This is a genomic window from Streptomyces indicus, from assembly GCF_900100315.1.
Classification (GTDB): Bacteria; Actinomycetota; Actinomycetes; order Streptomycetales; family Streptomycetaceae; genus Streptomyces; species Streptomyces indicus.
The window spans coordinates 161,403-183,690 of sequence record NZ_FNFF01000001.1; the positions used below are offsets into that span (position 1 = coordinate 161,403).

General features: G+C 72.6%; 21 protein-coding genes. 6 read left to right on the forward strand and 15 right to left on the reverse strand.

What is annotated here, in order from left to right; translation table 11 throughout:
• Window positions 1-80 precede the first annotated feature (80 nt).
• Both BLT97_RS00770 and BLT97_RS00775 read left to right on the forward strand, forming a co-directional pair.
• On the forward strand, window positions 81-563 hold the full coding sequence (locus tag BLT97_RS00770; protein ID WP_093606672.1) for an SRPBCC family protein: 483 nt from the start codon (window positions 81-83) through the stop codon (window positions 561-563).
• A 65-nt stretch (window positions 564-628) separates the two neighbouring features.
• Window positions 629-1,174, forward strand: a complete 546-nt coding sequence (locus BLT97_RS00775) for a YciI family protein (RefSeq protein ID WP_093606673.1) — start codon at window positions 629-631, stop codon at window positions 1,172-1,174.
• 28 nt (window positions 1,175-1,202) lie between these two features.
• On the opposite strand, the gene cds1 is transcribed toward BLT97_RS00775, so the two are convergent.
• Complete coding sequence (cds1, locus tag BLT97_RS00780; RefSeq protein WP_093607671.1) at window positions 1,203-2,300, reverse strand: L-cysteine desulfhydrase Cds1; 1,098 nt, start codon at window positions 2,298-2,300, stop codon at window positions 1,203-1,205.
• A 390-nt stretch (window positions 2,301-2,690) separates the two neighbouring features.
• Here cds1 and BLT97_RS00785 point away from each other — a divergent pair, with 390 nt between their 5' ends.
• Both BLT97_RS00785 and BLT97_RS00790 read left to right on the forward strand, forming a co-directional pair.
• Window positions 2,691-3,020, forward strand: a complete 330-nt coding sequence (locus BLT97_RS00785; RefSeq protein ID WP_093606674.1) for a hypothetical protein — start codon at window positions 2,691-2,693, stop codon at window positions 3,018-3,020.
• Window positions 3,021-3,252: 232 nt separating this feature from the next.
• Window positions 3,253-3,804: an ATP-binding protein gene (locus BLT97_RS00790; protein WP_093606675.1), complete on the forward strand. Its 552-nt coding sequence runs from the start codon at window positions 3,253-3,255 to the stop codon at window positions 3,802-3,804.
• An 89-nt stretch (window positions 3,805-3,893) separates the two neighbouring features.
• On the opposite strand, the gene BLT97_RS00795 is transcribed toward BLT97_RS00790, so the two are convergent.
• The 7 genes from BLT97_RS00795 to BLT97_RS00825 form a co-directional block, all read right to left on the reverse strand.
• Entirely contained in the window at window positions 3,894-6,458 is a 2,565-nt protein-coding gene (locus tag BLT97_RS00795) for an ABC transporter permease (protein WP_093606676.1), read from the reverse strand.
• Window positions 6,455-7,234, reverse strand: a complete 780-nt coding sequence (locus BLT97_RS00800) for an ABC transporter ATP-binding protein (RefSeq protein WP_093606677.1) — start codon at window positions 7,232-7,234, stop codon at window positions 6,455-6,457. Before BLT97_RS00800 ends, BLT97_RS00795 begins: the two co-directional genes overlap by 4 nt.
• Window positions 7,231-7,545: an SHOCT domain-containing protein gene (locus tag BLT97_RS00805; RefSeq protein WP_093606678.1), complete on the reverse strand. Its 315-nt coding sequence runs from the start codon at window positions 7,543-7,545 to the stop codon at window positions 7,231-7,233. Before BLT97_RS00805 ends, BLT97_RS00800 begins: the two co-directional genes overlap by 4 nt.
• 216 nt (window positions 7,546-7,761) lie before the next feature.
• A complete protein-coding gene (locus BLT97_RS00810) occupies window positions 7,762-8,178 on the reverse strand; it encodes a cupin domain-containing protein (protein ID WP_093607672.1) in 417 nt (138 codons plus the stop codon).
• A gap of 95 nt (window positions 8,179-8,273) precedes the next feature.
• Window positions 8,274-9,503: an ROK family protein gene (locus BLT97_RS00815; RefSeq protein ID WP_093606679.1), complete on the reverse strand. Its 1,230-nt coding sequence runs from the start codon at window positions 9,501-9,503 to the stop codon at window positions 8,274-8,276.
• A 47-nt stretch (window positions 9,504-9,550) separates the two neighbouring features.
• A complete protein-coding gene (locus BLT97_RS00820; RefSeq protein ID WP_107406980.1) occupies window positions 9,551-11,113 on the reverse strand; it encodes a translation initiation factor 2 in 1,563 nt (520 codons plus the stop codon).
• 96 nt (window positions 11,114-11,209) lie between these two features.
• Window positions 11,210-11,851 (reverse strand): LUD domain-containing protein, encoded by a 642-nt coding sequence (locus tag BLT97_RS00825; protein ID WP_245769077.1) that lies wholly within the window; start codon window positions 11,849-11,851, stop codon window positions 11,210-11,212.
• A gap of 218 nt (window positions 11,852-12,069) precedes the next feature.
• On the opposite strand from BLT97_RS00825, the gene sigJ reads away from it, so the two are divergent.
• On the forward strand, window positions 12,070-12,990 hold the full coding sequence (sigJ, locus tag BLT97_RS00830) for an RNA polymerase sigma factor SigJ (protein WP_093606680.1): 921 nt from the start codon (window positions 12,070-12,072) through the stop codon (window positions 12,988-12,990).
• A 3-nt stretch (window positions 12,991-12,993) separates the two neighbouring features.
• Here sigJ and BLT97_RS00835 read toward each other — a convergent pair whose 3' ends face one another.
• The 6 genes from BLT97_RS00835 to BLT97_RS00860 all read right to left on the reverse strand — a co-directional run bounded on the left by BLT97_RS00835 (window position 12,994) and on the right by BLT97_RS00860 (window position 20,205).
• Window positions 12,994-13,641, reverse strand: coding sequence for an alpha-ketoglutarate-dependent dioxygenase AlkB family protein (locus BLT97_RS00835; protein ID WP_093606681.1), 648 nt, complete (start codon window positions 13,639-13,641; stop codon window positions 12,994-12,996).
• Window positions 13,642-13,670: 29 nt separating this feature from the next.
• Window positions 13,671-14,576 (reverse strand): S41 family peptidase, encoded by a 906-nt coding sequence (locus BLT97_RS00840; RefSeq protein ID WP_093606682.1) that lies wholly within the window; start codon window positions 14,574-14,576, stop codon window positions 13,671-13,673.
• 249 nt (window positions 14,577-14,825) lie between these two features.
• Window positions 14,826-16,202, reverse strand: coding sequence for a cytosine permease (locus tag BLT97_RS00845; RefSeq protein ID WP_093606683.1), 1,377 nt, complete (start codon window positions 16,200-16,202; stop codon window positions 14,826-14,828).
• Between the two features lie 36 nt (window positions 16,203-16,238).
• Window positions 16,239-17,723 carry a YlbE family protein gene (locus BLT97_RS00850; RefSeq protein ID WP_093606684.1) on the reverse strand — a complete coding sequence of 495 codons (1,485 nt, stop codon included), beginning with the start codon at window positions 17,721-17,723 and terminating at the stop codon, window positions 16,239-16,241.
• A complete protein-coding gene (fdrA, locus tag BLT97_RS00855; protein WP_093606685.1) occupies window positions 17,720-19,270 on the reverse strand; it encodes an acyl-CoA synthetase FdrA in 1,551 nt (516 codons plus the stop codon). The genes BLT97_RS00850 and fdrA overlap by 4 nt, the downstream gene beginning before the upstream one ends.
• Complete coding sequence (locus BLT97_RS00860) at window positions 19,267-20,205, reverse strand: oxamate carbamoyltransferase subunit AllH family protein (RefSeq protein ID WP_093606686.1); 939 nt, start codon at window positions 20,203-20,205, stop codon at window positions 19,267-19,269. The genes fdrA and BLT97_RS00860 overlap by 4 nt, the downstream gene beginning before the upstream one ends.
• Before the next feature lie 186 nt (window positions 20,206-20,391).
• Here BLT97_RS00860 and BLT97_RS00865 point away from each other — a divergent pair, with 186 nt between their 5' ends.
• Window positions 20,392-21,327 (forward strand): carbamate kinase, encoded by a 936-nt coding sequence (locus BLT97_RS00865; RefSeq protein WP_093606687.1) that lies wholly within the window; start codon window positions 20,392-20,394, stop codon window positions 21,325-21,327.
• 158 nt (window positions 21,328-21,485) lie between these two features.
• Here BLT97_RS00865 and BLT97_RS00870 read toward each other — a convergent pair whose 3' ends face one another.
• A complete protein-coding gene (locus BLT97_RS00870; protein WP_176953586.1) occupies window positions 21,486-22,139 on the reverse strand; it encodes a GntR family transcriptional regulator in 654 nt (217 codons plus the stop codon).
• Window positions 22,140-22,288 lie beyond the last annotated feature (149 nt).

A 22,288-nucleotide genomic window follows, 5' to 3' on the forward strand; every position in this document is an offset into this window, starting at 1 on the left:
GCACCTGACACCCCCTCAGCTATGGTGACCGGGCCCGGGCGCCGGGCGGTGAGCTGCCGTTTCGACTTGGGGGGATTCCCATGGCACGCCGACTGACCCCGGTGGGGCTCGACTTCCTGGAGGCGGCCCCGGTCCGCCTGGTGTTCGCGCGCGAGATCGCGGCGCCGCCCGCCGAGGCGTACCACGCGATAGCCGAGCAGGTGCCGACCCTGCCCCGGTGGTTCCGCTCGGTGAAGCGGGCCACGCCGCACGACGAGGGCGCCCGGCGCACCGTGGTGCTGCAGGGCGGGATCCGGTTCGAGGAGACGATCCTCGCCGCGCAGCCGGACGAGGTGTACGCGTACCGCGTGGACGAGACGAACGCCCCCGGGGTGCGGCATCTCGTCGAGGAGTGGCGGATCACCCCGGCGGGCACAGGGAGCCGGATCCAGTGGACGTTCGCCGTGGACGGCCCGGCCCCGCTGCGCGCCTTCTTCAAGGTGGCCGGACCGGGTCTGGGGACGGCGTTCCGCGGGGCGGTGGCGTCCCTCGACAAGCTGCTCGCGAAGAGCCGGGCGCGATAACCGCCGCGCCCCCAGGACTTGGGGCGGCCGCCGAGCGCGCAAAACTCGACCTGTACGTTCGGCGCATGCTGTTCTACGTATACGCCGAAGACGCGCCGGGTGTGCAGGACCGGATGATCGACCGGGCCGAGGAGCACTGGTCGTACATGGACGGTTTCGCCGACCGGCTGGTGCTGCGCGGGCCGACGCTGTCCGCGGACGGCGAGGAGCACACCGGCAGCGTGCATGTGGTGGACGTCCCGGACCGGACGGCGGCCGAGCGGTTCGCGACGCAGGAGCCGTACTGGAAGGCCGGGCTGTACCGGGAGTTCCGCGCGGACCGCATGCTCGTGGAGCGGCACGGGGAGATCGGCCGCGAGCAGGACATGACGCTGGTGTGCGTGCGCCGCCCCCCTCGGCCGCTGACGGACGGGCCGATCGAACTCGGCGCTCCCGAGCAGGTGTTGGCCTTCACCGGACTCCTCGTCGACGACGAGGCCGCGCAGTCCACCGGGTTCGTCGCCGTCCTGCGGACGCTGTCGGAGGCGGTGGTCGAGGAGTTCACCGGTCGCGTGGCGGGCGCGGGGACGACCGTGACCACCACGCGCTGGTGCCGCGGCGGACGGCACTGACCCCCGTCCGGCCCTGGCACGCTGCGCCTCAGGCGGGCCAGACCCCCGTCGCGAGGAAGGACTCGATCGCCGCGCTGTACGGCGCGATGTCCAGGCCCTGTTCGGCCAGCCACGCGTCCGAGTAGTACTTGTCGAGGTAGCGGTCCCCCGGGTCGCAGATCAGCGTGACGACGCTGCCCTTCTCGCCCGCCGCGACCATCTCCGCGATGATCTTCAGCGCGCTCCACAGGCCGGTGCCCGTGGAGCCGCCCGCCTTGCGGCCGATGGCGGATTCGAGGGCGCGTACGGCGGCGACGCTCGCCGCGTCGGGGACCTTCATCATGCGGTCGATGGCGCCCGGCACGAAGCTCGGCTCCATGCGGGGCCGGCCGATGCCCTCGATCCGCGAGCCGCAGTCGCTGGTGCAGCCCGGGTCGCCGTTGACCCAGCCGTCGAAGAAGCAGGAGTTCTCCGGGTCGGGCACGCAGATGCGCGTGTCGTGCTGCATGTAGTGCACATAGCGCGCGATCGTCGCCGACGTGCCGCCGGTGCCTGCCGTCGCCACGATCCACGCGGGCTCCGGGTAGCGCTCCAACTTCAGCTGCTGGTAGATCGATTCGGCGATGTTGTTGTTGCCGCGCCAGTCGGTGGCGCGCTCCGCGTACGTGAACTGGTCCATGTAGTGGCCGCCGGTGCGCGCCGCGAGCGCGGCCGCCTCCTCGTACATGGCGCGCGGGTCGTCCACGAAGTGGCACTGTCCGCCGTGGAATTCGATCAGCCGGCACTTCTCGGCGCTCGTCGTACGCGGCATCACCGCGATGAAGGGCACCCCGATCAGCTTCGCGAAGTAGGCCTCCGAGACGGCGGTCGAGCCGCTGGACGCCTCGATGACCGGTGCGCCGGGACGGATCCAGCCGTTGCACAGGCCGTACAGGAACAGCGAACGGGCCAGACGGTGCTTGAGACTTCCCGTCGGATGGGTCGACTCGTCCTTCAAGTACAGGTCGATGCCCCACTGCTCGGGCAGCGGGAAGCGCAGGAGATGGGTGTCGGCGGAGCGGTTGGCGTCCGCCTGCACCTTGCGCACGGCTTCTTTCAGCCAGTGGCGGTACGCGAGATCGCTCCGGTCCACGTCGACGGTCGACATGACCGCCGGGGTCTGAGGCTTCTGTGCCGTGCTCACCGCGCCGCTCCCTTACCTGGCCCGTGCCCGCAGGATCGACCGCAGGCGCTTGCGGCCCACGGGCGAACAGTGCTGCCGGACCGCGGGTCCGCCTCAAGCATAGACAGCCGACGCACGCTTCTCACCTGCACAAACAAGGCTTTGAGCGCCCCAAAGGCGTCCTTGGGGCGCCCAGTTCGCAGCCCCGGGCGCCCGCAACCGGGGCCCGTCCGTGCGGCGTCCGGAGGAACACTGGTGCCGAGCCCCGGTCGCGGGCAGACTGCCAGCACGGTCCGCGCCGCGGCAGGCGGGCGGACCGACGTACGGTGGCGGTGGACGGACCACGCCGATGCGGACAGCTTGGGGGCGAACGTGATGGCGGAGACGGAGTTCAGGGCCACGGGCGTCAGGATCGGCCGGCGACTGCGCTCGCTCACCCGGGCCGGGCAGGTGCGGATCAAGGGCGGCCGTCTCGAACTGCTCACGAGCTACGGGCGGGAGATCGACAGCGCCCCGCTGGCGGAGGTCAGCGCCGAGCGCCCCTGGTACGTGCCCGAGGACAAGGCGCTCGCGACGGTCAACGGCACCCGGTACTCGCTGACCCTCGGTGAACTCGACCCGCCTCCCGGAAAGTCCGGTCCCCCGGCCGCCAGCCGGTTCATAGAGGCCGTACGCGAGGCCACCGCCCGCTTCCGCAGCGGCTGACCCGGCCGCCCGCGCCACGCCCGCGGCGCTGGGCGGATGTCACGCAAGTTGCACAGCCGAACCCCCTGAGTCACGCTGGAGGCACCTCACTACTCAGGGTTCAACGGCGGTCACGCTGCGACCCAGCACCGCCCAGCAGGCAGTCATCGTGGGACACATCCGGGCCTTGCTCCGGATCCGTTCAGCCTTCTCAGCCTTCTTCTTCCTCGCCTCAATCCGAGGAGTCGCAGCCGTGATCAGCCAGCCAAGCAGGCACTGCACGGTGGAGCTCCAGGCCCTGCCGTCGCGGATCGGGCAAGTCCGCAGAATCGTCTCGGCGCAGTTGCGCTACTGGCATCTCGATCCCCTGATCGACCCTGCCGCGCTCGGCGTCACCGAACTGCTCACGAACGTCCACCGGCACGCCCAGCCGGACAAGATGTGCACCGTCGAGATCGAGCTGCTGCTCGACCGCCTGACGGTGTCCGTGCACGACCACGACCCCCGTATGCCCGAAGTGCGCGCCGCCGATCCGCTGGCCACCTGCGGCCGCGGGCTCGCGATGATCGCCGCCGTCAGCGAGAGCTGGGGCGTGCGGCCGGACGGACCCGCGGGAAAGACGGTGTGGTTCTCGCTGCCCGCGCCCTCGCCCGCCGTGGCGCTGCCGGCGTATCCGCTGCACGGTGCGATGCCGTTCACCGAGGTCCAGGGCGGTGCGGGGCGGTATGCGGACCCCGCGCTCGCGGACGGGCCCGCGCACCACACGGTGGTGAAGACTCCCGCCCGGTCGGCCGTGGTGGGCTGACCGGGCGGTGATCCCTTTCTCGTACGAGGGCGGTGGGCGCCGCTGCTGCGCGGGGTGGCGGGCGCCGCTACCCCGTCCACCCGCCGGGCTCACTCCGTGGCGATGGCCCGCAGCACATCCAGGCGGGCCGCGCGGCGGGCCGGCCTGAGGCCCGCGACCGCGCCGGCCAGGAGGCCGACGAGCGCCACCACGGTGAGCGGCAAGGGCGGCAGCGCGAAGGCGAACGCGCTGTCGCTCGCGCCGTCCGAGGCCTTGACCAGGATCCAGCCGAGGAAGCCGCCGAGCGCGAGGCCGCCGGCGGTGCCGAAGGCCGCGACGAGCACCGACTCCCAGCGGACCATCGCGCGCAGCTGGGCGCGGGTCTGGCCGACGCTGCGCAGCAGGCCGAGTTCGCGGGTGCGTTCGTGCACCGACAGGGTGAGGGTGTTGGCGATGCCCAGGAGGGCGATGAGCACGGCGAGGGCCAGCAGCGCGTAGACGAGCGTGAGCATCATGTCGATGCCTCCGGCCGCCGACTGGGCGTACTCCTCGCGGGTCTGCACCTCGGGCCCGCCGTACACGGCGGCCGCCTTCTCGACCGCGGCGCGTCCGTCGTCGGAGCCCACGCCCTCCTTGAACGTGACCGCGACGAGCGTGTCGGAGTCCTGGGTGCGGTGCGGCGCCCAGGCTTCCCGGGTGATGACGTAGTCGCCCGCGAGTTCCGACCGGTCGAAGACGGCCCGTACGGTGAAGGGCTGCTGTGTGCCGTCGGTGAAGGCGAGCCGGGCGGTGTCGCCGACCTCCAGGCCGCGCTGGTCCGCTTCGTCGCGGGCGAGCGCGATGCCGTCGCCGCCGAGGGAGGTGAGCGAGCCGTCGACGGTGCCGAGGTCGAAGCCCCGGGCGAGGCCCGCCGGGTCGGTGACCGTCAACTGGCGGCCCGCGCCGTTGACTTCGGCCACTCCCCTGCCGAGCCCGACGGCGTTCTCCACCTCGGGAAGGTCCGCGAGCGCGGGCGCAAGGCGGGGGCTCAGACCGCTGCCGCCCGCGCCGAAGGCCGGGGCGCTGACCGCGACGTCGCCCGCGAAGGAGCGTGAGACGGTCTGGTCCATCGTCGCCTTCAGGGAGGCGGCGAACACGGTGAACAGGCCGACCACCGCGACCCCGATCATCAGCGCGCTCGCGGTGGCCGCGGTCCGCTTGGGGCTGCGCAGGGCGTTACGGCGGGCGAGGCCTCCGGTGACGCCGCGCAGCCGGTCCAGGGGGCCGCCGAGGATCCGGACCGCGCGGTGGGACGCCACCGGCCCGAGCACCACGAAGGCCACGAGGGCGAGGACGGCGCCGGTGCCGGCCAGGACCAGGGACGGGCTCACCAGCACGCCGACGAGGGTGATGCCGAGGGCCAGCGCGCCGAAGGCGCCGCCGATGACCGCGCGCCGACGTGAGGCGCCGGAGTCGTCGGTCTGGCTCTCGCGCAGGGCGGCGAGGGGCGCGGTGCGTCCGGCCCGTACGGCAGGCAGCAGCGCCGAGCCGAGGCAGACGAGGACGCCCACGGCCAGCGGCAGCACCATCGACAGAATGGTGATCACCAAGTCGCCCTCGGGGAAAGGGAATCCGATCGCCGGGAACAGCGCCTGGAGTCCGGCCGCGACGCCGATCCCGCCGAGGAGCCCGGCGGCCGAGGCGAGGACGGCCACGGCCGCGGCCTCGATCAGCGTGGCGTGCACGACCTGGCGGCGCGAGGCGCCGAGGGCGCGCAGCAGGGCGTTCTCGCGGGTGCGCTGGGCCACCACGATGGCGAAGGTGTTGTGGATCGAGAAGGTGGCGACGAGCAGCGCGATCCCGCTGAACACGAGCAGGAACGTGGTGAACAGGTCGAGGAACTGCCCGGAGATCATGTCGGTGTTCTCCGCGGCCGAGGCCTGTCCGGTGATCGCTTCAACTCCCTTGGGCAGTACGGGATTCAGCGCGTCGACGAGCTCCTGCTGGCCGACGCCGGGCCCGGCGCGCACCGAGATGGTGGACGCCTGGCCGGGCTCGGGCGTGAGGTACTTCTCCGCGTCGGCCTGGGTCATGCCCGTGAAGGTCACCTGGGCCATGCCGTCGGCGCCGCCGAAGGTGGCGAGGCCCACGATGGTGACCTCGACCGGGTCGGGGGTGCGCAGGGTGGTCGTGTCGCCGAGCTTCAGGCCGCCGGTCTCGGCGGCGCCGCGGTTGACGACGACCTCGCCGGACTTCTGCGGGGCGCGCCCTTCGGCGAGTTGGTACGGGTTGAGCTGCGGGTCGTCGATCCAGTTGCCGGCGAGGGTGGGCGGCCCGGCGCCGCCGACGGGGTCGCCGTCCTTGCCGACGAGCTGGCCGGCGCCCTGGATGCTGGGCGCGGCGGCGGCCACGCCGGGCAGCTGCTCGATGCGGTCCACGAGCGACGTGGGCACGGAGTCGCGGATGCCCTGGCTCTCGCCGGGGGTGGTGATGGTGTCGGCGCTGCGCACGACGGCGTCGGTGCCGGCGGCGGCGCTGCCGAACATGGCGTTGAAGCCGGCCTTGAGGGTGTCGCCCATCACGAGGGTGCCCGCGAGGAAGGCGACGCCGAGCAGGACCGCGGTGAAGGTGCCGGCGAACCGGCGCTTGTGGGCGCGCAGCGAGGAGAGGCTGATCCGTGCGGTGGCGCCGTTCATGGGGTGCCTCCCCGGGATGTGTCGGCGGTCGTCCGTGCGTCGAAGGCCTTCATGCGGTCGAGGACCTTCTCGGCGGTGGGCGCGGCCATGCGGTCGACGAGGCGCCCGTCCGCGAGGAAGACCACCTCGTCGGCGTGGGCGGCGGCGACGGGGTCGTGGGTGACCATGACGACCGTGCGGTCCGTCTGCCGGACGGCGCGGCCGAGCAGGCCGAGCACTTCCTCGCCCGCGCGGGAGTCCAGGTTGCCGGTCGGTTCGTCGGCGAAGACGACCTCTGGCCGGCCGGCGAACGCCCGTGCCACGGCGACGCGTTGCTGCTGTCCGCCGGAAAGCTCCGCCGGCCGGTGGTGCAGCCGGTCGCCGAGACCGACGACGTCGACGAGCGCGTCGATCCACTGCTGGTCCACGCGGCCGCCCGCCAGGTCGATGGGCAGCGTGATGTTCTCGGCGACGGTGAGGGTGGGCAGCAGGTTGTACGCCTGGAACACGAAGCCGACCCGGTCGCGGCGCAGCAGCGTGAGCCGCTTGTCGTCGAGGGCGCTCAGGTCGGTGCCGCCGATGAACGCGGAGCCCGAGGTGAGGGTGTCGAGTCCGGCGGCGCAGTGCATGAGGGTGGACTTGCCGGAGCCGGAGGGGCCCATGATCGCAGTGAAGCGGCCGGCCGCGAAGTCGACGCTCACCCCGTCCAGGGCCCGTACCGCGGTGTCGCCCGCGCCGTAGACCTTGACGGCGTCCACGACGCGGGCCGCGGTGGCCGTGCCGGTGGCGGTGCTCATGCCGCACCGCCCTTGCGGCCCTTGGCGGTGTGCCGGCCGAACTCCTCGTCGAGCACGGTCAGGCGGCGCCAGTACTCGTCCTCGTCGATCTCACCGGAGGCGAACCGGTGGCCGAGGACAGTGATCGGGCTCTGCGCGTCGGGGCTCTGCGCGTCGGGGCGCCCGCGCCAGGGTCCGCGCGGGCCGCGGCCGCGCCACACGGTGCGGCGCAGGAGCGTGATCCCGCCGATCACGACGGCCGCCCAGATCAGCGGGAAGAGCAGGATCCACGGGCCGGGCCCGCCGTCGCCGAAGTGTGCCAGGGTCTGCATCCGAACCATCTCCCAGATGAGTGCTCGAGGAGGTCCTCGAGGTCTGCGATGCGTTGTCGATGCATCGAGACTCCCGCCGGGGAGGGGTCGGGGTCGTCGTACGGCCAGCGGCTGTTCGTCTGCTCCGTGGGGAGTACGGGGGCGGCCCCGGCCCTGCTGTGCGGGGCGTAGGGGTGCGCTCCGCGGGGCGTGCGGCCGGCGTGCGGCGGTCGGCCGTCAGTCGGCTTCCGGCGCGTCCACCCGGTATCCCGGCACGGAAGGCCAGCGCACGGTCAGGACGACCGACTCCTCCTCGGCGTACCAGGAGTGGTCGACCCCCTTGCCCCACATCACGTACTCGCCCTGCTCCTTGAGGACGACGTCGTGGCCGGGGAACTCGAGCCGGAAGCGGCCACTGATGAGGACGAGGAGGGCCGTGCGGACCTCACCTGTCGCCCAGGCCGCGCGGGTGTCACCCTGCGGGTGCACACCCCACTTGATCTCCAGCTCGGCGCAGTGCCGTGGATCGGCGGGGTCCTTGAAGTGGCCCAGGAGCCAGCCGCGGTCGAGTGCGGCGTCGCGGTCGGCCTGGCCCACGTAGACGCCGTCGGTGACCTGGTGGAAGGCGCCGCCGTTCTGTTCGTACCCGTTCACACTGCTGCCGTTCTCTTCGTACACGTTCTCACCGTCGTTGTTCTCGGTTCTCGCCGGACGCGAGGGCGCCGTCGCCCGCTTCCGTCCGGACGCCTTCATCCTGCCAACTGCATCGGATCGTCGAGGACCGGCTGCCAGGCCAACTCCGCCGCGCCGACCAGGGAGTTGTGGTCGAGGGTGCAGGACAGGATCGGCACCTCGCCGCTGCGGCCCCACAGGCTGCGGTCCGCGACGACCGCGCGCAGCCGGTCCGGGTCCGCTTCGAGGAGCGCGCGGTGCAGGCCGCCGAGGATGATGCGGTCGGGGTTGAGGATGTTCACCAGGCCCGCGAGACCGAGGCCGAGCCGGTCGATCAACTCCTCGGCCGCCATGCGCACTTGCGTGTCGTCGTACGCCGAGCGCAGCAGGTCCCTGGCCTGTTGGAGGAGCGAGACCTCGGGTCCGGGGTCGCGGCCGGCCGCCGTCAGGAAGGCCAGCGGGTCGGCCTCGACGTCCAGGCAGCCGCGGCTGCCGCAGTGGCAGGGGCGCCCTTCGGGGTTCACGGTGAGGTGGCCGACTTCGAGCGCGAGGCCCGAACTGCCGGTGTGCAGTCGGCCGTCGAGCACGAGGGCGCCGCCGACGCCGCGGTGCCCGGTCGCCACGCAGAGCAGGTGCGCCGCTCCGCGTCCCGCGCCGTGCCGGTGCTCGGCGAGTGCGGCGAGGTTGACGTCGTTGCCGGTGAAGGCGGGCACGTCGAGGCCGGCGGCCGCGATGCGCTCGGCGAAGATCCGGCGTACGGGGGCGCCCGCGGGCCAGGCCAGGTGCAGCGGGTTGAGGGCGAGGCCCTCGGGGTGTTCGACGGCGGACGGCACGGCGAGGCCGGCGCCCGCGCATCTGCGTCCGGAGGCGGCGAGCAGTTCGGCGCCGGTGTCCACCACGGAGCCGATCACCTGCACGGCGTCGGCGTCGATGATCTCGCATCCGGGTGCGGTCGCGACGATCCGTCCGCCGAGCCCGACGAGCGCGGCGCGGTAGCCGTCGGCGTGCACCTGCGCGGCCAGCACCACGGGGCCGTCCTCGGCAACCTGGAGCCGGTGCGAGGGGCGGCCCTGCGATCCGCCGGCGGCGCCCGGCTCGACGGTGATCAGGCCGAGCGACTCCAGCTCGGCGGCCACCACGCCCGCGGTGGCGCGGGTGACCCCGAGCTCGGCGGTGAGGACGGAGCGGGTGGGGGCGCGCCCGGTGTGCACCAGCTCCAGCGCGGGCCCGAGCGCCCCGCGCCCCCGGTCGAGCCGGGAACGCATGGAGCCGGTCCGCGCTTCGCTGGAGGCTGCCTTGCCGTTCATGGGGGCGAGTCTCCCATGATCGGGCACAGGTTCGGCCGGTGCACCGGTCAGGTATCCCCGTGCGCCTCGCCGTTCGTGCGCCAGGCGCGCTCGGGTACGGCGGAGGCGGGCCGGTCGAGCGGGTCGGTCAGCGCGAGCAGGTCGGGCAGGGCGCGCATCACCTGCGGGGGCAGCGCCGGGTTCGCCGCCGCGGTCTCGCAGAGTGCGCTGTCGTCGAGGAGTTCGCGGAGGCGGCCTGCCGGGAGGCGGGGGTGCCGTGCCGCCCCGGCTCGTACCTCCTCGTCCGTGTCCCGGGTGAGACGGTCGGCCGTCTCCGGTGCGAGACCGGGGTCGAGCAGGGCCAGCCGGCGTGCGGCGGGATCGGCGGCGTCGGCGAAGCGGGCTGCGAGGCCGGTGCGTGGGAAGCCCGAGTGCTCGGTCAGGAGTTCACGCACGTGCGGCGGACCGGGATGCGCGAGGTAGCAGTCCAGGAGCAGCTCCGCGGGCGGTGCCGGATGGTGGTGCGCGAGGCGCAGCCGTACGCCTTCGTCCTCGTCGTGCGCGAGAAGGCCGACCAGCTCGGCCGGCAGCCCGGGGTCGCTGGCGGCGAGGCGCCGGAGCAGGGGGTGGCCCGAGCGGGCGTACGCGGCGGTCCGGGCGGGGTCGGGAGCCTGTCGCGCGTGGTGCTCGTCCGGGCCGAAGTACTCGTCCCGCTCCACGACGTAGTCGATCGACGCCCGCTCCTCCTCGGTCAGTTCGGGCCGCAGGGACACCGCCGTCCGAACGGCCGCGTCCTCGTCCCGGGCGAGCAGGCGCACCGCTGCGGGCGGCAGGTCGGCACGGGCCGCGAGCCGTAGCCGCACTTTGGCCTCCGGATGGCCGAGCAGCGACTCCACGATGTCCGGGGGCGTGCTGTAATTCCCGGCCAGGACCCAGGCGTCGTCGACATCGGGCGAACCCGCCAGCCAGTCGACGACCGCACGGGACAGCCGGCAGTTCACGAGGATGTGTGTGGTGCCGTGGTTGAGGGGTGGCGGGAGCGGGCCGAGTGCCCGTTCCATCGCCGCAGCGTCGTCGGCCTCGCTTGCATGCCGGATGGACTCGCGCGCGTCGGAGCGCACCTCGGGGTCCGGGTCGTCTGCGGCGAGTTCGGCCAACTGGTCAGCGGAGAGCACGCCCCAGCCGCGCACGGCCAGGCGGCGCACGGACGCTGCGGGGTGGCGGTGCAGCAACTGCCGTACGCGGTAGGGAATCTGGCCGGACGAGTACAGCTCGGACAGGCAGTCGTGGTCGTACGTCAGGAGCATCCGCTCGATCACCCCGTCGGGAAGCGGGCGCACCGGCCGGTGCCGGTCCGGGCGTCCGGCAAGGCACGCTCGCACGATCCACTCGGAGTCGTCGACCAGGAGCCCTCGCACCTCGGGGTCCACGAAGGCATTGCGGGCCAGGGCCTTGCGGACGCGCACGTCGGGGTGGGCGACGACGGCCGCCGCGACCTCCTCGGGGAAGGAGGCGCGGCGGCCCGCCAACGCGGGCCAGACCTCGGCGTGTTCCGGCTCCAGGAGCCGCAGCAGCACATCGGCGGGCGCCGCCGGATTGACGGCGAGTCCCGTGAGGACGTTGATACGCATGACTCCCCCCGAGTCCGCGACGGCAGAGGCGATCTTGCCGTCTGCGTTGCGGTCACCTTAGACGGGCCCTGCGCACGCGGGACGCTGCCCCTGAGATCAGTAGCCGATGGCCTCGCGCACCAGAAGGACCGTCCCGCGTCCCGGTGCGTACTCCGCGTTGAGGATCAGCAGCCGGTTCACGGCGCTCGGCCATCCGTACGCCTCCTGCGTGCGGATGGTTTCCAGGGGCAGGCAATGGGATTCGATGCGGTGCAGGGCGGTGGAGAGATCGGGCACCACCTTCTGCGCGCCCACGACCCAGATCGCGCGGCCCGCACCGCCCGCATGGCCGGGCAGCTGGCTGCCGCTGCCCGAGGCGAGGACCAGCGAGCCGGTCTCGGTGACCGCCTGGACGCTGCTCACGATGACGTCCGGGCTCGCGGTCAGGCGGCGCATCTCGTCGTGCTGCGTGGTGCGGTCCATGGCGAGGATGCGGGGTTTGACGGCGTCGTAGCGGCCGCCGGTGTTGATGTCCTCGGCGATGCCGGACAGGCGCAGGGTCTCGCTGGCACCCGTGAACACGGTGGCGCCCTCGGGGATCAGCTCCCGCACGCGAGTGCGTGCCGCTGCGGCGTCGTCGAGGAGTTCCACGGTGAAGCCGTGTGCGGTGAGGGCGGCTGCCGTCCGTTCGAGGCGTTCGGCGGTTGCGGGGGTGCGGAAGGCTTCGGTGCCGGTCGGCATCGGCGTCGAGGTGGTCATGTCGGGTCTGCTCCCAGTCGTCGGATCGGGTGGGCTCAGGGGGTCCGACAGCGCAGGCCCGCACAATGTGAGGCGGTGCGCCCACCCGTTGCGAAGTGCGCCCACCCGTCACCGGATCCGCGTCCGCCCGTCACCGCATGACGCGTCCGCCTCACATTCGGGAGGGCCGTCCTGTCGGTCCTGGGAGAGCCGATCGCGATCGAGGGAGCTGCCGCCGTATGACCACCACTGATCCCGACCCGGGCCTGGACGCGATCATGAGCGAGCGGAAGCAGCTGCTGCACCTCGCGTACCGGCTGCTCGGCTCGCTCGCGGAGGCCGAGGACGCCGTGCAGGAGACGTATACGCGCTGGTACGGCCTGTCCCGCGAGCAGCGGGACGCCATCGTGTCCCCTGGTGCCTGGCTGACGACGGTCGCCGGCCGGATCTGCCTGAACGTGCTCGGGTCGGCGCGGGCCAGGCGCGAGACCTACGTCGGCGAGTGGCTGCCCGAGCCGCTGCCCGGCCACGGCGTGTGGGGCGAGGGGCGGCCGGGCGGCCCCGGTGCCGATCCGGCCGACCGCGTCACGCTGGACGAGTCGGTCGGTCTGGCCTTCATGGTCGTGCTGGAGGCGATGACGCCGGCGGAACGCGTGGCGTTCATCCTGCACGACGTGTTCTGCCACCCCTTCGCCGAGATCGCGGAGATCGTCGGCCGCAGCCCTGCGGCCTGCCGCCAGCTCGCGTCCTCGGCGCGGCGCCGCGTCCGGGACGCCCGTCCCTCTCCCGCTCCGGCGGCCCGAGGCGCCGGTGTCGTACGCGAGTTCAAGCAGGCGTGGGAGGCACAGGACATCGAGGCCCTCATCGCCCTGCTCGACCCGGACGCGACGGCAGTCGCCGACGGCGGAGGTCTCGCCGTCACCTTCCCGCACCCCATCGAGGGCGCCGAACCGATCGCGCACACCTGGGCCGACATCGCGGGCCGCGTGCCCGGCGACATGGTGTTCGTGGAGCGGATGATCGACGGTCAGCCCGGGGTGGTGGCGGTGCAGCGCGGGGTCACGGTCACGGTGTTCGCCTTCGAGGTGACGGATGACCGGATCACGCACATCTGGGTCGTCCGCAACCCCGAGAAGCTCCGCGCCTGGGCGCAGCGGTGAGCCTCACGCGAGGCCGCTCACCCTCAACGTGAGGTTGAGCCTTCCGGTCAGGCCGAGTGCAGGCGGGGCCGTGCCGGGCAGGATCTTCGGAACGCCGTGGTAGGCCAGCCGGGAGGGGCCGCCGAAGACGAACGCGTCCCCGCTGCGCAGCTCCACGTCCGTGTAGGGCTTGGCGCGGGTGTCGGTGTTGCCGAAGCGGAACACGCAGGTGTCGCCGAGGCTGAGCGACACCACCGGGTCCGGGGACTTCTCGTCCTGGTCGCGGTGCATGCCCATCCGGGCGTCGGCGTCGTAGAAGTTGATCAGCGCGATGTCGTACGCGGCGGTGGCGAAGTCCTCGTCCAGGGCCGCCGTGGCGATGCGCCGGGCGAGGTCCACGAGCAGCGGCGGCATCGGTTTGACCGGTGCGCCGTCACCGTCGACGGCGGTGCGCGCGTAGCCGTACGGGAACCAGTGCCAGCCGAGGCCGAACTGGCGCACCGACATCCGCCCGCCACCGGGCGTGGTGACCTCGCGCAGTCCGGCGGGCGGCCGGGCCCAGGTGCGGCAGTGTTCCACCAGCTGCCGCTGCTCTCCCGGGCCCAGCCAGTCCGGAACGTGCACGGCGCCTGGGGCGACTTCCGTCCGGTCCCGGGGGAACAGCTCGCTCATGGTTCCATCATGCGTCCTCGCGCGGAGCGTCAGTGCGCCGGCCCGGCCAGGATCAGCGCGTGCGCGCGGTCGAGGGCGTCGGCAGCGGTGCAGGAGATGTCCGGCTGCACGCCGCTGCCCTCCCAGTTGGCACCGGACACCGGGTTGACGGCCCGTCCGACCGGGATGGTGACTTCCAGGTGCGGGTGCACGGTCCAGCCGTCGCAGGGATGGGCGCCGCCGCGGGTGGTCTCGCCGACGACGACGGCACGGCCGAGCTGCTGCAGGTCGTAGGCCAGTTCCTCGGCCGCCGAGAACGTGTCGGCACTGGTCAGTATGTACAACGGCTTGGAGCCGCCGAAGCGTGCGCCGGGAACGTGCGCCGGGCTCCAGGACTGCTCGATGCGCTTGCCCGCGCGCCAGTGCATGGTGTTGAGGTGGGTGCGCTCGTCCAGGAGATAGCCGCAGACGAAAGCGACGGAGTCCGGGGCGCCGCCCAGGTTGGCGCGGAGGTCGACGATCAGCGCCCGGGCGCGGGATGCCAGGGTGAGGGCGGCACTCAGCGGTTCGGCTGCCCACTCCAGAGGGAACAGCATGGGCGCCAGCTCCACCACGGCGACGCCGCCGTCCAGCAGTGCCACCCGCGGCACACCCCCCAGCGACGTGTCGAACTTCCGGCGCATGGCCTCCAGATTCGCCGCGCCCTTACGCGGCGGCACCGGGTCGGTGTGGTGTTTCAGCCGGAGGTGCCGGTCGCCGTTGACCGACTGCAGATCCTCCGTGACCAGTCGGGAGAGCTCCGCGGGGCCGCCGACGTCGTACGCGCCCTCGGCCAGGCGTCGTCGCAGCAGGCCGACGAGCCGCTCGGCGATCTCGGGGAAGGCGTAGTGCTCGGTGAGGAGACGGGTCGTCTCGGCGATCACGGGTCCCGGCTGAAGCGTCGTCGCAGTGGTCATGACAGGGAGTAGAGCACCGCGCGAGCGTTCACGTCCGGTGTTCGGGCACCTTCGGGTGGACCAGGAGGCCGGCGCAGTCGGGGGGGGCGGGGCTGCTCCCGGTCACCCGCTCCGCAACGCGACGATGCGCCCCTGCCCGAGGGAGGCAGAGGCGCATCGTGGGTGCGGAGCGCGGAGCGCGGGGCCGGGCGGGGCCCGGGTGCTCCGCGGGCGGGTCGTGCGGGACCCGCCCGTCCTCGGGGAGCGGGATCAGGCCGTGCGGGGGCCGACCCGTTCCAGGAGGGCGTACGCGAGGACCGCGACGACGAGGCCGGTGACCGCGTCGGAGAGCTGCGGGGCCCACCAGTGCGCGATGCCGGCGGCTGCGGCTCCGATCGCCCAGGCCGTGAAGGCCGTGGGGCGGACCGTGGCCGTGGGCCGTTCGTCCATGGCGGTGCGGCCGCCGCGGGCGAAGAACTGGTCGGCGATCAGCACGCCGCCGAGCGGCGGCACGAAGACGCTGAGGATGACCAGCCAGTCCAGGAAGTGGTTCCAGACGCCCGCGAGGGCGGCCAGGGTGCCGATGACGCCGAGCACGAGGGTCATCGTCCGCATCGTGCGGCCCGTCAGGTGCGACCAGCCGAGTGCGCCGTTGTAGAGGCAGTGGCTGCACACCGAGCCGAGGTTGACGAAGACGAAGACCGCCGCGAGGACATTGAGGATGCCCGCGTTCTCGCCCGTGAGGATGGGCAGGAAGTCGCCGCCCGCGGTCGCCGGCGCGGCCACCGCGCCGGCCGCCACCACCACGCCGCCGGTGACCTGCGCGATGACGCTGGCGACCGGGAAGGCGCTGATGGTGGCGTACACGGCCTGGCGGCCGTTCTTCGACCAGCGCGTGAAGTCGGCGGTCATCGTGCCCGAGTCGGCGAACGTGGCCATCATCATCGACACCGCGGCGCCGAAGGTGAGGGCCGCGTTGCCGCCGACCCCTTCGTACGAGAAGACGGCGCCCAGATCGTGGTCGCGGGCCACGATGACGAGCGCGATGACGCCCGCGATCACGAAGAGGGGCGCTGCCACGGCGCCGAGCCAGGACAGGGCCTTGATGCCGAGGTAGGTCAGGGCGATGAAGCCCAACCCGGCCAGGACCGCGACCAGTTGCTCGTGCCAGCCGAAGGCCTGGTGCAGCGTGGCGCCGGTGGCGCCGGTGTTGAAGGCGAACCAGCCGACCACGACCGTCGCGAGGAACGCCGAGGCGACGACGTACCCCGCGCGGCCGAAGGTGCGGGTGGCCTGGAGGGAGAAGGACTCCCCCGTCTTGCCGGCCCGGTGGCTGAGGATGCCCACGTAAAGCAGCATCACCAGGTTCGCCACGGCGATGGCGGCGAGCCCGCGCCAGAAGCCCAGCATGGCGACGACCACGCCGCCGGGCACGGCATTGGTCAGGATCATCGGGAATCCGAACCAGACGGCCGAGACCGTCAACAGCGACTTCCGGCTTGTCGCCGGGACCGGGGAGTGCTCGTACTCGGGGTCGAGTTCCCGGGCCGCGGAGGTGTCGTGCCCCGTGGCGGGGTCCGGCTCCGTGGTGGCGGCGTGCCCCTGGGCGGGGTCCTGCTCCGCGGCGGTGTGGTGCTCAGTGTTCATGGTGGGCTTCCGGGTTTCCGGGTCGGCGCTCGCGGCTTACGCGAGGGTGTCGGCGAGGGCGGTGACCGCCTTGGTGAAGGCCTCGGCCGGCGGGTGCGTGATGCCCGCGCCGATCATGCCGATGCCGGCGTCCTTGTGGGCGATGGCCGTGTTGATGATCGGCAGGATGCCGGTGTCGATGACCTTGCGGACGTCGATGCCGGTGGGCAGGCCCTGGAAGTCGAGGGCCGGGATGGTCACGTTGGGGTTCGCCGCCGTGGTGATCTCGCCCATGTCCCGCGTGTACTGCAGGGCTTCGGCCACGGTGCCGCCGACGAGGGCGACGATCGCGGGCGCCGCCGACATGGCGAACCCGCCGAAGCCGTACGTCTCCGTGATGGCGCTGTCGCCGATGTCGAGGCCGGAGTCCTCGGGCTTGTACCCGGCGAACATCGGGCCGACCACCTTCTGCGCGGGGCCGGTGAACCACTGGCCGGGCAGCCCCGCGACGCGGATGCCGAACTCGACTCCGTTGCGGGCCATGGTGGTCAGGACGGTGGAGTTCTCGACCCCGTTCGCGGCGTCGAGCGCGGCCTTCGCCATCGCCATCCACGTAGGACCGGAGAAGTAGTCGGAGGACGCGACGAAGTCGAAGACCTCCTTCTTCTGCTCGGTGGTGAAGGAGGACTGCAGCAGACCGGGCGCGAGGGCCTGGAAGAGCAGGAGCGTGCCGGCGCCGTTGCGGTTGTGGCACTCGTCGCCCATGTGCAGGGCCTGGGAGAGCAGCAGCCGCAGGTCGATGGGACCGGTGAACTCGACGGCCTCCTTGAGCATCGGGCCGAAGACGTCCCGCATCCACACCAGGCGGTCGATGACGCTCTGGTCGTTGGCGCCCATCCGCAGGATCTTGGCCATCTGCTCGGACAGGTTGGTGTACGCGACGTTGCCGTGCGTCTCGTTCTTCACGATGTGCACGTACATCGACGCGGAGGTGACACCGGCCATCGAGCCGACGGAGTCCGCCTCGTGGCAGGGCTTGAAGGTGATACGGCCGGACGCGGCCACCTCGGCGGCCTCGTCCAGGTCCTTCGCAAGGCCCTCGAAGACGATCGCGCCGGTGACGGCGCCCTTCATCGGGCCGTTCATGCGGTCCCAGGTGATGGGCGGCCCGGAGTGCAGGATCGTGGTCGGCGTCATGCCGGGGACCACGTCGAGGGCGCGGCCGAAGCCGATGAGCATCGGGCGGGCCGCCATGATCCGCTCGACGGCCTCGGCGTTCGCGGCCTCGATCTTCTCCGCGAGGTCGGGGCGCTCCAGGACGTCCAGGGCGCGGGCGGCCTCGAGGTCGCCGCCGCCGGGCGGGGTCCAGTCGAGCGTGGAGACCTTGGCGCCTTGGGCGCTGATGTCGGCGTCGAACATGGCGAGGCCGACGTTCACCACGCTCAGGTCACCGCCGAACAGGGCGGCGGCGGGGGTGAGTTCGGCTCCTTCGGCCACGGAGGCGGTGGCTGCGGAGGAGGTGGCTTCGGGGAGGGTGCTCATGCCTGCTGGGCCTTCCGTGCGATCTCACGGGCGAACCGGCCCGTCTCGGTGCTGCTGCGGGTGACGGTGACGCCGGCGGCCTCGAGGGCCGCGGTCTGGGCGGCGACGGACGGGGTGTCCAGGTCGGTGCCGAGGACGTACGCGACGATCTCCAGGTGGCGGCCGGCCTCGCGGGCGATGCGCTGCGCCTCCTCGATGGCGGGCAGCGTGGTGCCGACCGGGTCCTCGTGGGAGCCGAAGCCGAGCACGAAGTCCATGACCACGGCGGCGACTTCGGGGTCGCGGGCCTCGGCGACCAGGCGCTCCAGGCGCGGCGTGGGGTCGATCATCGGGTGCGGACGGCCGTTGGTGAAGTCGTCGTCGCCGAAGTCGAGGAAGGTGTGCCCCTTGCTGCCGGCGGCGGCGGTCAGGCGGAACGCGGGATCCTTCTGGATGTTGCTCCACACGTCGAGCCCGGCGTCCTTGACCGCGTACATGGTCTCGTCGCAGAGCGTGCCGCCGCAGAACAGGCCGCGCACGTAGCGCTGGCCTTCGGCGAGGCGGGTGACCACGTCGGCGGCGGCCTGCGCGGCGTCGAACTCCTCGGTGCCGGCGGTCTCGACGCCCGCGAGCGCGACGGCCTGGCGTGCGGCGTCGAGGCTGCCGGAGGCGAAGTGCCCGCCGGCGGCGGTGACCGCCTCCTCGGAGCCGCCGATGAAGTAGACGACGACGGGCTTGCCCGCGGCGGCCACCTCGGCGAGCACCTTCTTCTCCACGGACGCGGCCGGCGGCTTGGAGACGAGGACGATGACCTCGGTGGCCGGATCGGCGGCGAGGGCGCGGATGCCGTCGGTCATCATGATGCCGCCGACCTCCTCGCTGAGGTCGCGGCCGCCGGTGCCGATCAGCTGCGAGATGCCGCCGCCGAGCGCGTGCACCCGGACGCTGACCTCCTGCGAGCCGGTGCCGGAGGCGGCGACGATGCCGACGGAGCCGGGGCGCACCTTGTTGCCGAAGCACAGGGCGACGTTGTTGATGATGGCGGTGCCGCAGTCGGGTCCCATCATGAACAGGCCCTTGTCGTGGGCGAGTTCCTTGAGGGCGACCTCGTCCTCGACGGAGACGTTGTCGGAGAACAGCATGACGTGCAGGCCGTTCTCGAGGGCCTTGCGGGCCTCGCGCGCGGCGTAGGCGCCGTTGACGGCGATCACCGCGAGGTTGGCCCCCGCGATGCCCTCGGCCGCGCCCGCGATGGTGCGGTAGGTGACCGCGCCGGCCTCGGCGGAGGCGGGGGCCTTGCGGTGCAGCAGGTCCTCGACCTCGGCGAGCAGCGCCTCGGTGTCGGCGCGGTCCTCGGCGACCAGGACGATCATGAGGTCACCGCTGCCCGCTGCGCGCAGCTCGTCGGTGAGCAGTCCCAGATTGCCCAGGACCCCCTTGTTCATCTCGGTGCCCATGGCGGTGAACGCCTGCTCCACCCCGTCCAGGCCGTTGGCCTTGGTCGAGACGGACATCAGGGACACGGAGTCGAAGTACGTGTTCTTCCGTACGACTGCTGTGGTGCTCACAGCGAACCTCGCAGTTCTTCTTCCAGGTGGAGCCCGGCGGTCAGGCCGGACAGGGTGTCGCTGCCCGAGGTGTGGCCGGCGGCCAGCACCTTGCGGACAGGAACGTCTAGCTGCCGCGGTGCGGCGCGCTCGGCCAACAGCCGCAGCAGGTCGAGGAGTTCGGCGCGCGCCCGGCCGTCCGCCGCCTCGCGCAGGGTGGCGAGGGAGAGGTCGGTGGTGCGCCCGGGGTGCGCGTCGAGTACGTCCTTCAGTACGGGCACGAACGCGGCGAGTGCGCTGCCGGGCAGGGCGGCGACCAGGGCCGCGCCGGTGAGGAAGTCGTCGCCGGCGGGGGTGAGTCCCGGTCCGAGGCCGAGGAGGGAGAGGACCGCGGTACGGATCCGGGCGGGGTCTCCCGTAGGAACGGCGGCCGTGAATCCGGTACGGCCCTTCGCGAGTGCCGTGGCGACGGCCGCCTCCATCGGGCCCGCACCGGGGGTGGCGCCGAGCATGCCGCCGAGGGCGCCGTGTGCGCGGTTGAGGCGGTCCAAGTGCGCGGCTGCGGCGGCGAGTTCGGCCGGGGCGAGGTGCGCGAGGGACGGCGTGTCCGGGCACCAGAGGCGGGCGCCGTCGAGGGTCAGGCGCAGGCGCTTGTGCGGGAGTTCGAGGGTGAGGGAGCCGCGGGCGAACCGCACGCGCCGGCCCGCTTCGATGCCGTAACCCGTCCAGTCCGTGACGTCCGCGGTCAGCGTGCGGGGGGCGTGGCCCGCGCCCCGGACGGCCAGGGCGATGAGCCGGTCCTGCGGGGTGAGGAGGTTCACGACGCGGGAGAAGACCGAGTGGACGACGCCCTCGCCGACGGTGGAGCGCAGGGAGCGCAGGAGTGCGGCATCACCCGACCTCACGGGCAGGACGGCACAGCCCCGCGCACCGGGTATCGACTCCTCGGGAGACATCCTCGGCTCCTCCTCTCGTCCGTCCTGCGTCCGGTCGTGCGGCCCGGTCGCGTGGTCCGTACGTGCGGGTCACGGCCCTCGCCCCGAAGGGCGTCCGGCTCCCGCGGGCCCGCACACTTATTGGTATACCATTCGTGACCTCATCAGCGAACGCAAGCATCCAGCCGACAGAGCAAGGGACATCACATGCGCATCGTCGTCGCCCTCGGAGGCAACGCACTGGCCCGCCGCGGCGAGCCGATGACGGCCGACCATCTCCGCGCCAACGTGCGCGGAGCCTGCCAGGCCCTGGCCGGTCTCGCGCGCGAGCACGAGGTCGTCATCACGCACGGGAACGGGCCCCAGGTCGGCCTGCTCGCTTTGCAGAATTTGGCATACCAGGACGTGGCCGCGTATCCGCTGGACATCCTCGGGGCCGAAACCCAGGGCATGATCGGCTATGTGATCCAGCAGGAGCTGTCGAACGCGCTCGTCGGCGAGCGCGAGGTGGCCGCCGTGATCACCACGACCGAGGTGGACGAGTCCGACCCGGCCTTCGAGCGCCCCACGAAGCTGATCGGCCCGACCTACTCCGCGCAGGACGCGGCCGAGGCCGCCGCCGAGTACCGCTGGACGATCGCGAAGGACGGCGGTGCGTTCCGCCGGGTCGTCCCCTCGCCCGAGCCGCTCCGCATCATGCAGGCCCCGCTGGTCAGCCGGCTGCTCGACGGCGGCACGCTCGTGGTGTGCGTGGGCGGCGGCGGTGTCCCGGTCCGTACCGACTCCAAGGGCCGGCAGATCGGGATGCAGGCCGTCGTGGACAAGGACGCGGCCAGCGCCACGCTCGCCGCGGACCTCGGCGCGGACATGCTGATCATGCTCACCGACGGGGACTTCGTGAGCGAGAACTGGGGCACGCCCGAGCAGCGCGACATCCTCACCGCGTCGCCCGAGGGCCTGGCGCAGCTCGCCTTCGCCGAGGGCTCGATGAAGCCCAAGGTGGACGCGGCGATACGCGTCGCGCAGGCCGGCGGCCGCACGCTGATCGGCCCGCTGGAGCGCCTGGACGACCTGCTCGCGCGCAAGGTGGGCACGGAGATCCGGGCCGAGGTGCCGGGCGGGATCGAGTACGTCGGCCGATGACGGCGGCCGTGCCGCGGCACGGGATGGCGGCAACCGTGCCGCGGCACGGCGGGAGCACGAACGGCGGCGGCCGCGGACCCCTTCAGGTCCGCGGCCGCCGCCGTTTCATGCCGTGTGGCGCGGGATGCTTCAGGTGGTGCGCGCCGCCAGGGACCCGCCTACTCCGCGCCCGCGTTCCGCCGGTGCGCCGCGATCTTCGCGCGGCTGGTCGCCAGGTGCTGGGCGGCGAGCTCGTCCACGCGGTCCACGTCCCGCGCCTCGATGGCCAGGTACAGCTCCTCGTGCTCGTGCGCGAAGAGGTCGAAGTCGTCGTGCTGGCCGAGCAGCCAGCGCATCCGGCTCTGCAGGATCCCGTCGAGCTCGCTGAGCAGCGCATTGTCGGCCAGTTCCGTGACCGTCTGGTGGAAGTCGGCGGCCTTGCGGCGCGCCGTGCCGCCGTCGCCCTTCGCCGACGCGGCCTGCTGCTCGTCCAGGTCGGCGCGGAGCTTGGCGAGCCCGGCGCGGGTGCGGCGCTCGGCGGCAAGGCGGAAGGCGAGGGTCTCCAGGGCGGAGCGCACCTCGTTGAGGTCGGAGACATCGGACTGGCTGAACTCGCGCACCACGGCCCAGGTGCGGGGCCGCGGCGTCACCAGGCCTTCGCTGACGAGGCTGCGCAGCGCGTCGCGCACGGGCAGCCGGCTGACGCCCAGCTCGGCGGCGATCTCGCGCTCGACCAGCTTGCTGCCGGGAGCACGCGTGCCGTCGATGATCTCGTCGCGCAGGGTGTTCATGACCCGCTCCGACTCGGGGGTGAATTCCTCAGCCGTTGCCATGGCGTCATTTTCGCATCCGAGATCGCCGCAGCCGCCCCGGACAGCGCCGGAAGCGTCAAAGTTTGTATACCGTTACCACTTCCCACCACTCGGATCGCCGCGAGATTCAGACGAACCTCCACATCAGAGGCCAAGTGGGCCCACTTCAT

Coding starts and splice junctions, on each gene's coding strand:
- BLT97_RS00770 (WP_093606672.1), top strand. CDS start 81: ATGGCACGCCGACTGACCCCGGTGGGGCTCGACTTCCTGGAGGCGGCC.
- BLT97_RS00775 (WP_093606673.1), top strand. CDS start 629: ATGCTGTTCTACGTATACGCCGAAGACGCGCCGGGTGTGCAGGACCGG.
- cds1 (WP_093607671.1), bottom strand. CDS start 2,300: ATGTCGACCGTCGACGTGGACCGGAGCGATCTCGCGTACCGCCACTGG.
- BLT97_RS00785 (WP_093606674.1), top strand. CDS start 2,691: ATGGCGGAGACGGAGTTCAGGGCCACGGGCGTCAGGATCGGCCGGCGA.
- BLT97_RS00795 (WP_093606676.1), bottom strand. CDS start 6,458: ATGAACGGCGCCACCGCACGGATCAGCCTCTCCTCGCTGCGCGCCCAC.
- BLT97_RS00800 (WP_093606677.1), bottom strand. CDS start 7,234: ATGAGCACCGCCACCGGCACGGCCACCGCGGCCCGCGTCGTGGACGCC.
- BLT97_RS00805 (WP_093606678.1), bottom strand. CDS start 7,545: ATGCAGACCCTGGCACACTTCGGCGACGGCGGGCCCGGCCCGTGGATC.
- BLT97_RS00815 (WP_093606679.1), bottom strand. CDS start 9,503: ATGAACGGCAAGGCAGCCTCCAGCGAAGCGCGGACCGGCTCCATGCGT.
- BLT97_RS00820 (WP_107406980.1), bottom strand. CDS start 11,113: ATGCGTATCAACGTCCTCACGGGACTCGCCGTCAATCCGGCGGCGCCC.
- BLT97_RS00825 (WP_245769077.1), bottom strand. CDS start 11,851: ATGACCACCTCGACGCCGATGCCGACCGGCACCGAAGCCTTCCGCACC.
- sigJ (WP_093606680.1), top strand. CDS start 12,070: ATGACCACCACTGATCCCGACCCGGGCCTGGACGCGATCATGAGCGAG.
- BLT97_RS00835 (WP_093606681.1), bottom strand. CDS start 13,641: ATGAGCGAGCTGTTCCCCCGGGACCGGACGGAAGTCGCCCCAGGCGCC.
- BLT97_RS00840 (WP_093606682.1), bottom strand. CDS start 14,576: ATGACCACTGCGACGACGCTTCAGCCGGGACCCGTGATCGCCGAGACG.
- BLT97_RS00845 (WP_093606683.1), bottom strand. CDS start 16,202: ATGAACACTGAGCACCACACCGCCGCGGAGCAGGACCCCGCCCAGGGG.
- BLT97_RS00850 (WP_093606684.1), bottom strand. CDS start 17,723: ATGAGCACCCTCCCCGAAGCCACCTCCTCCGCAGCCACCGCCTCCGTG.
- BLT97_RS00860 (WP_093606686.1), bottom strand. CDS start 20,205: ATGTCTCCCGAGGAGTCGATACCCGGTGCGCGGGGCTGTGCCGTCCTG.
- BLT97_RS00865 (WP_093606687.1), top strand. CDS start 20,392: ATGCGCATCGTCGTCGCCCTCGGAGGCAACGCACTGGCCCGCCGCGGC.
- BLT97_RS00870 (WP_176953586.1), bottom strand. CDS start 22,139: ATGGCAACGGCTGAGGAATTCACCCCCGAGTCGGAGCGGGTCATGAAC.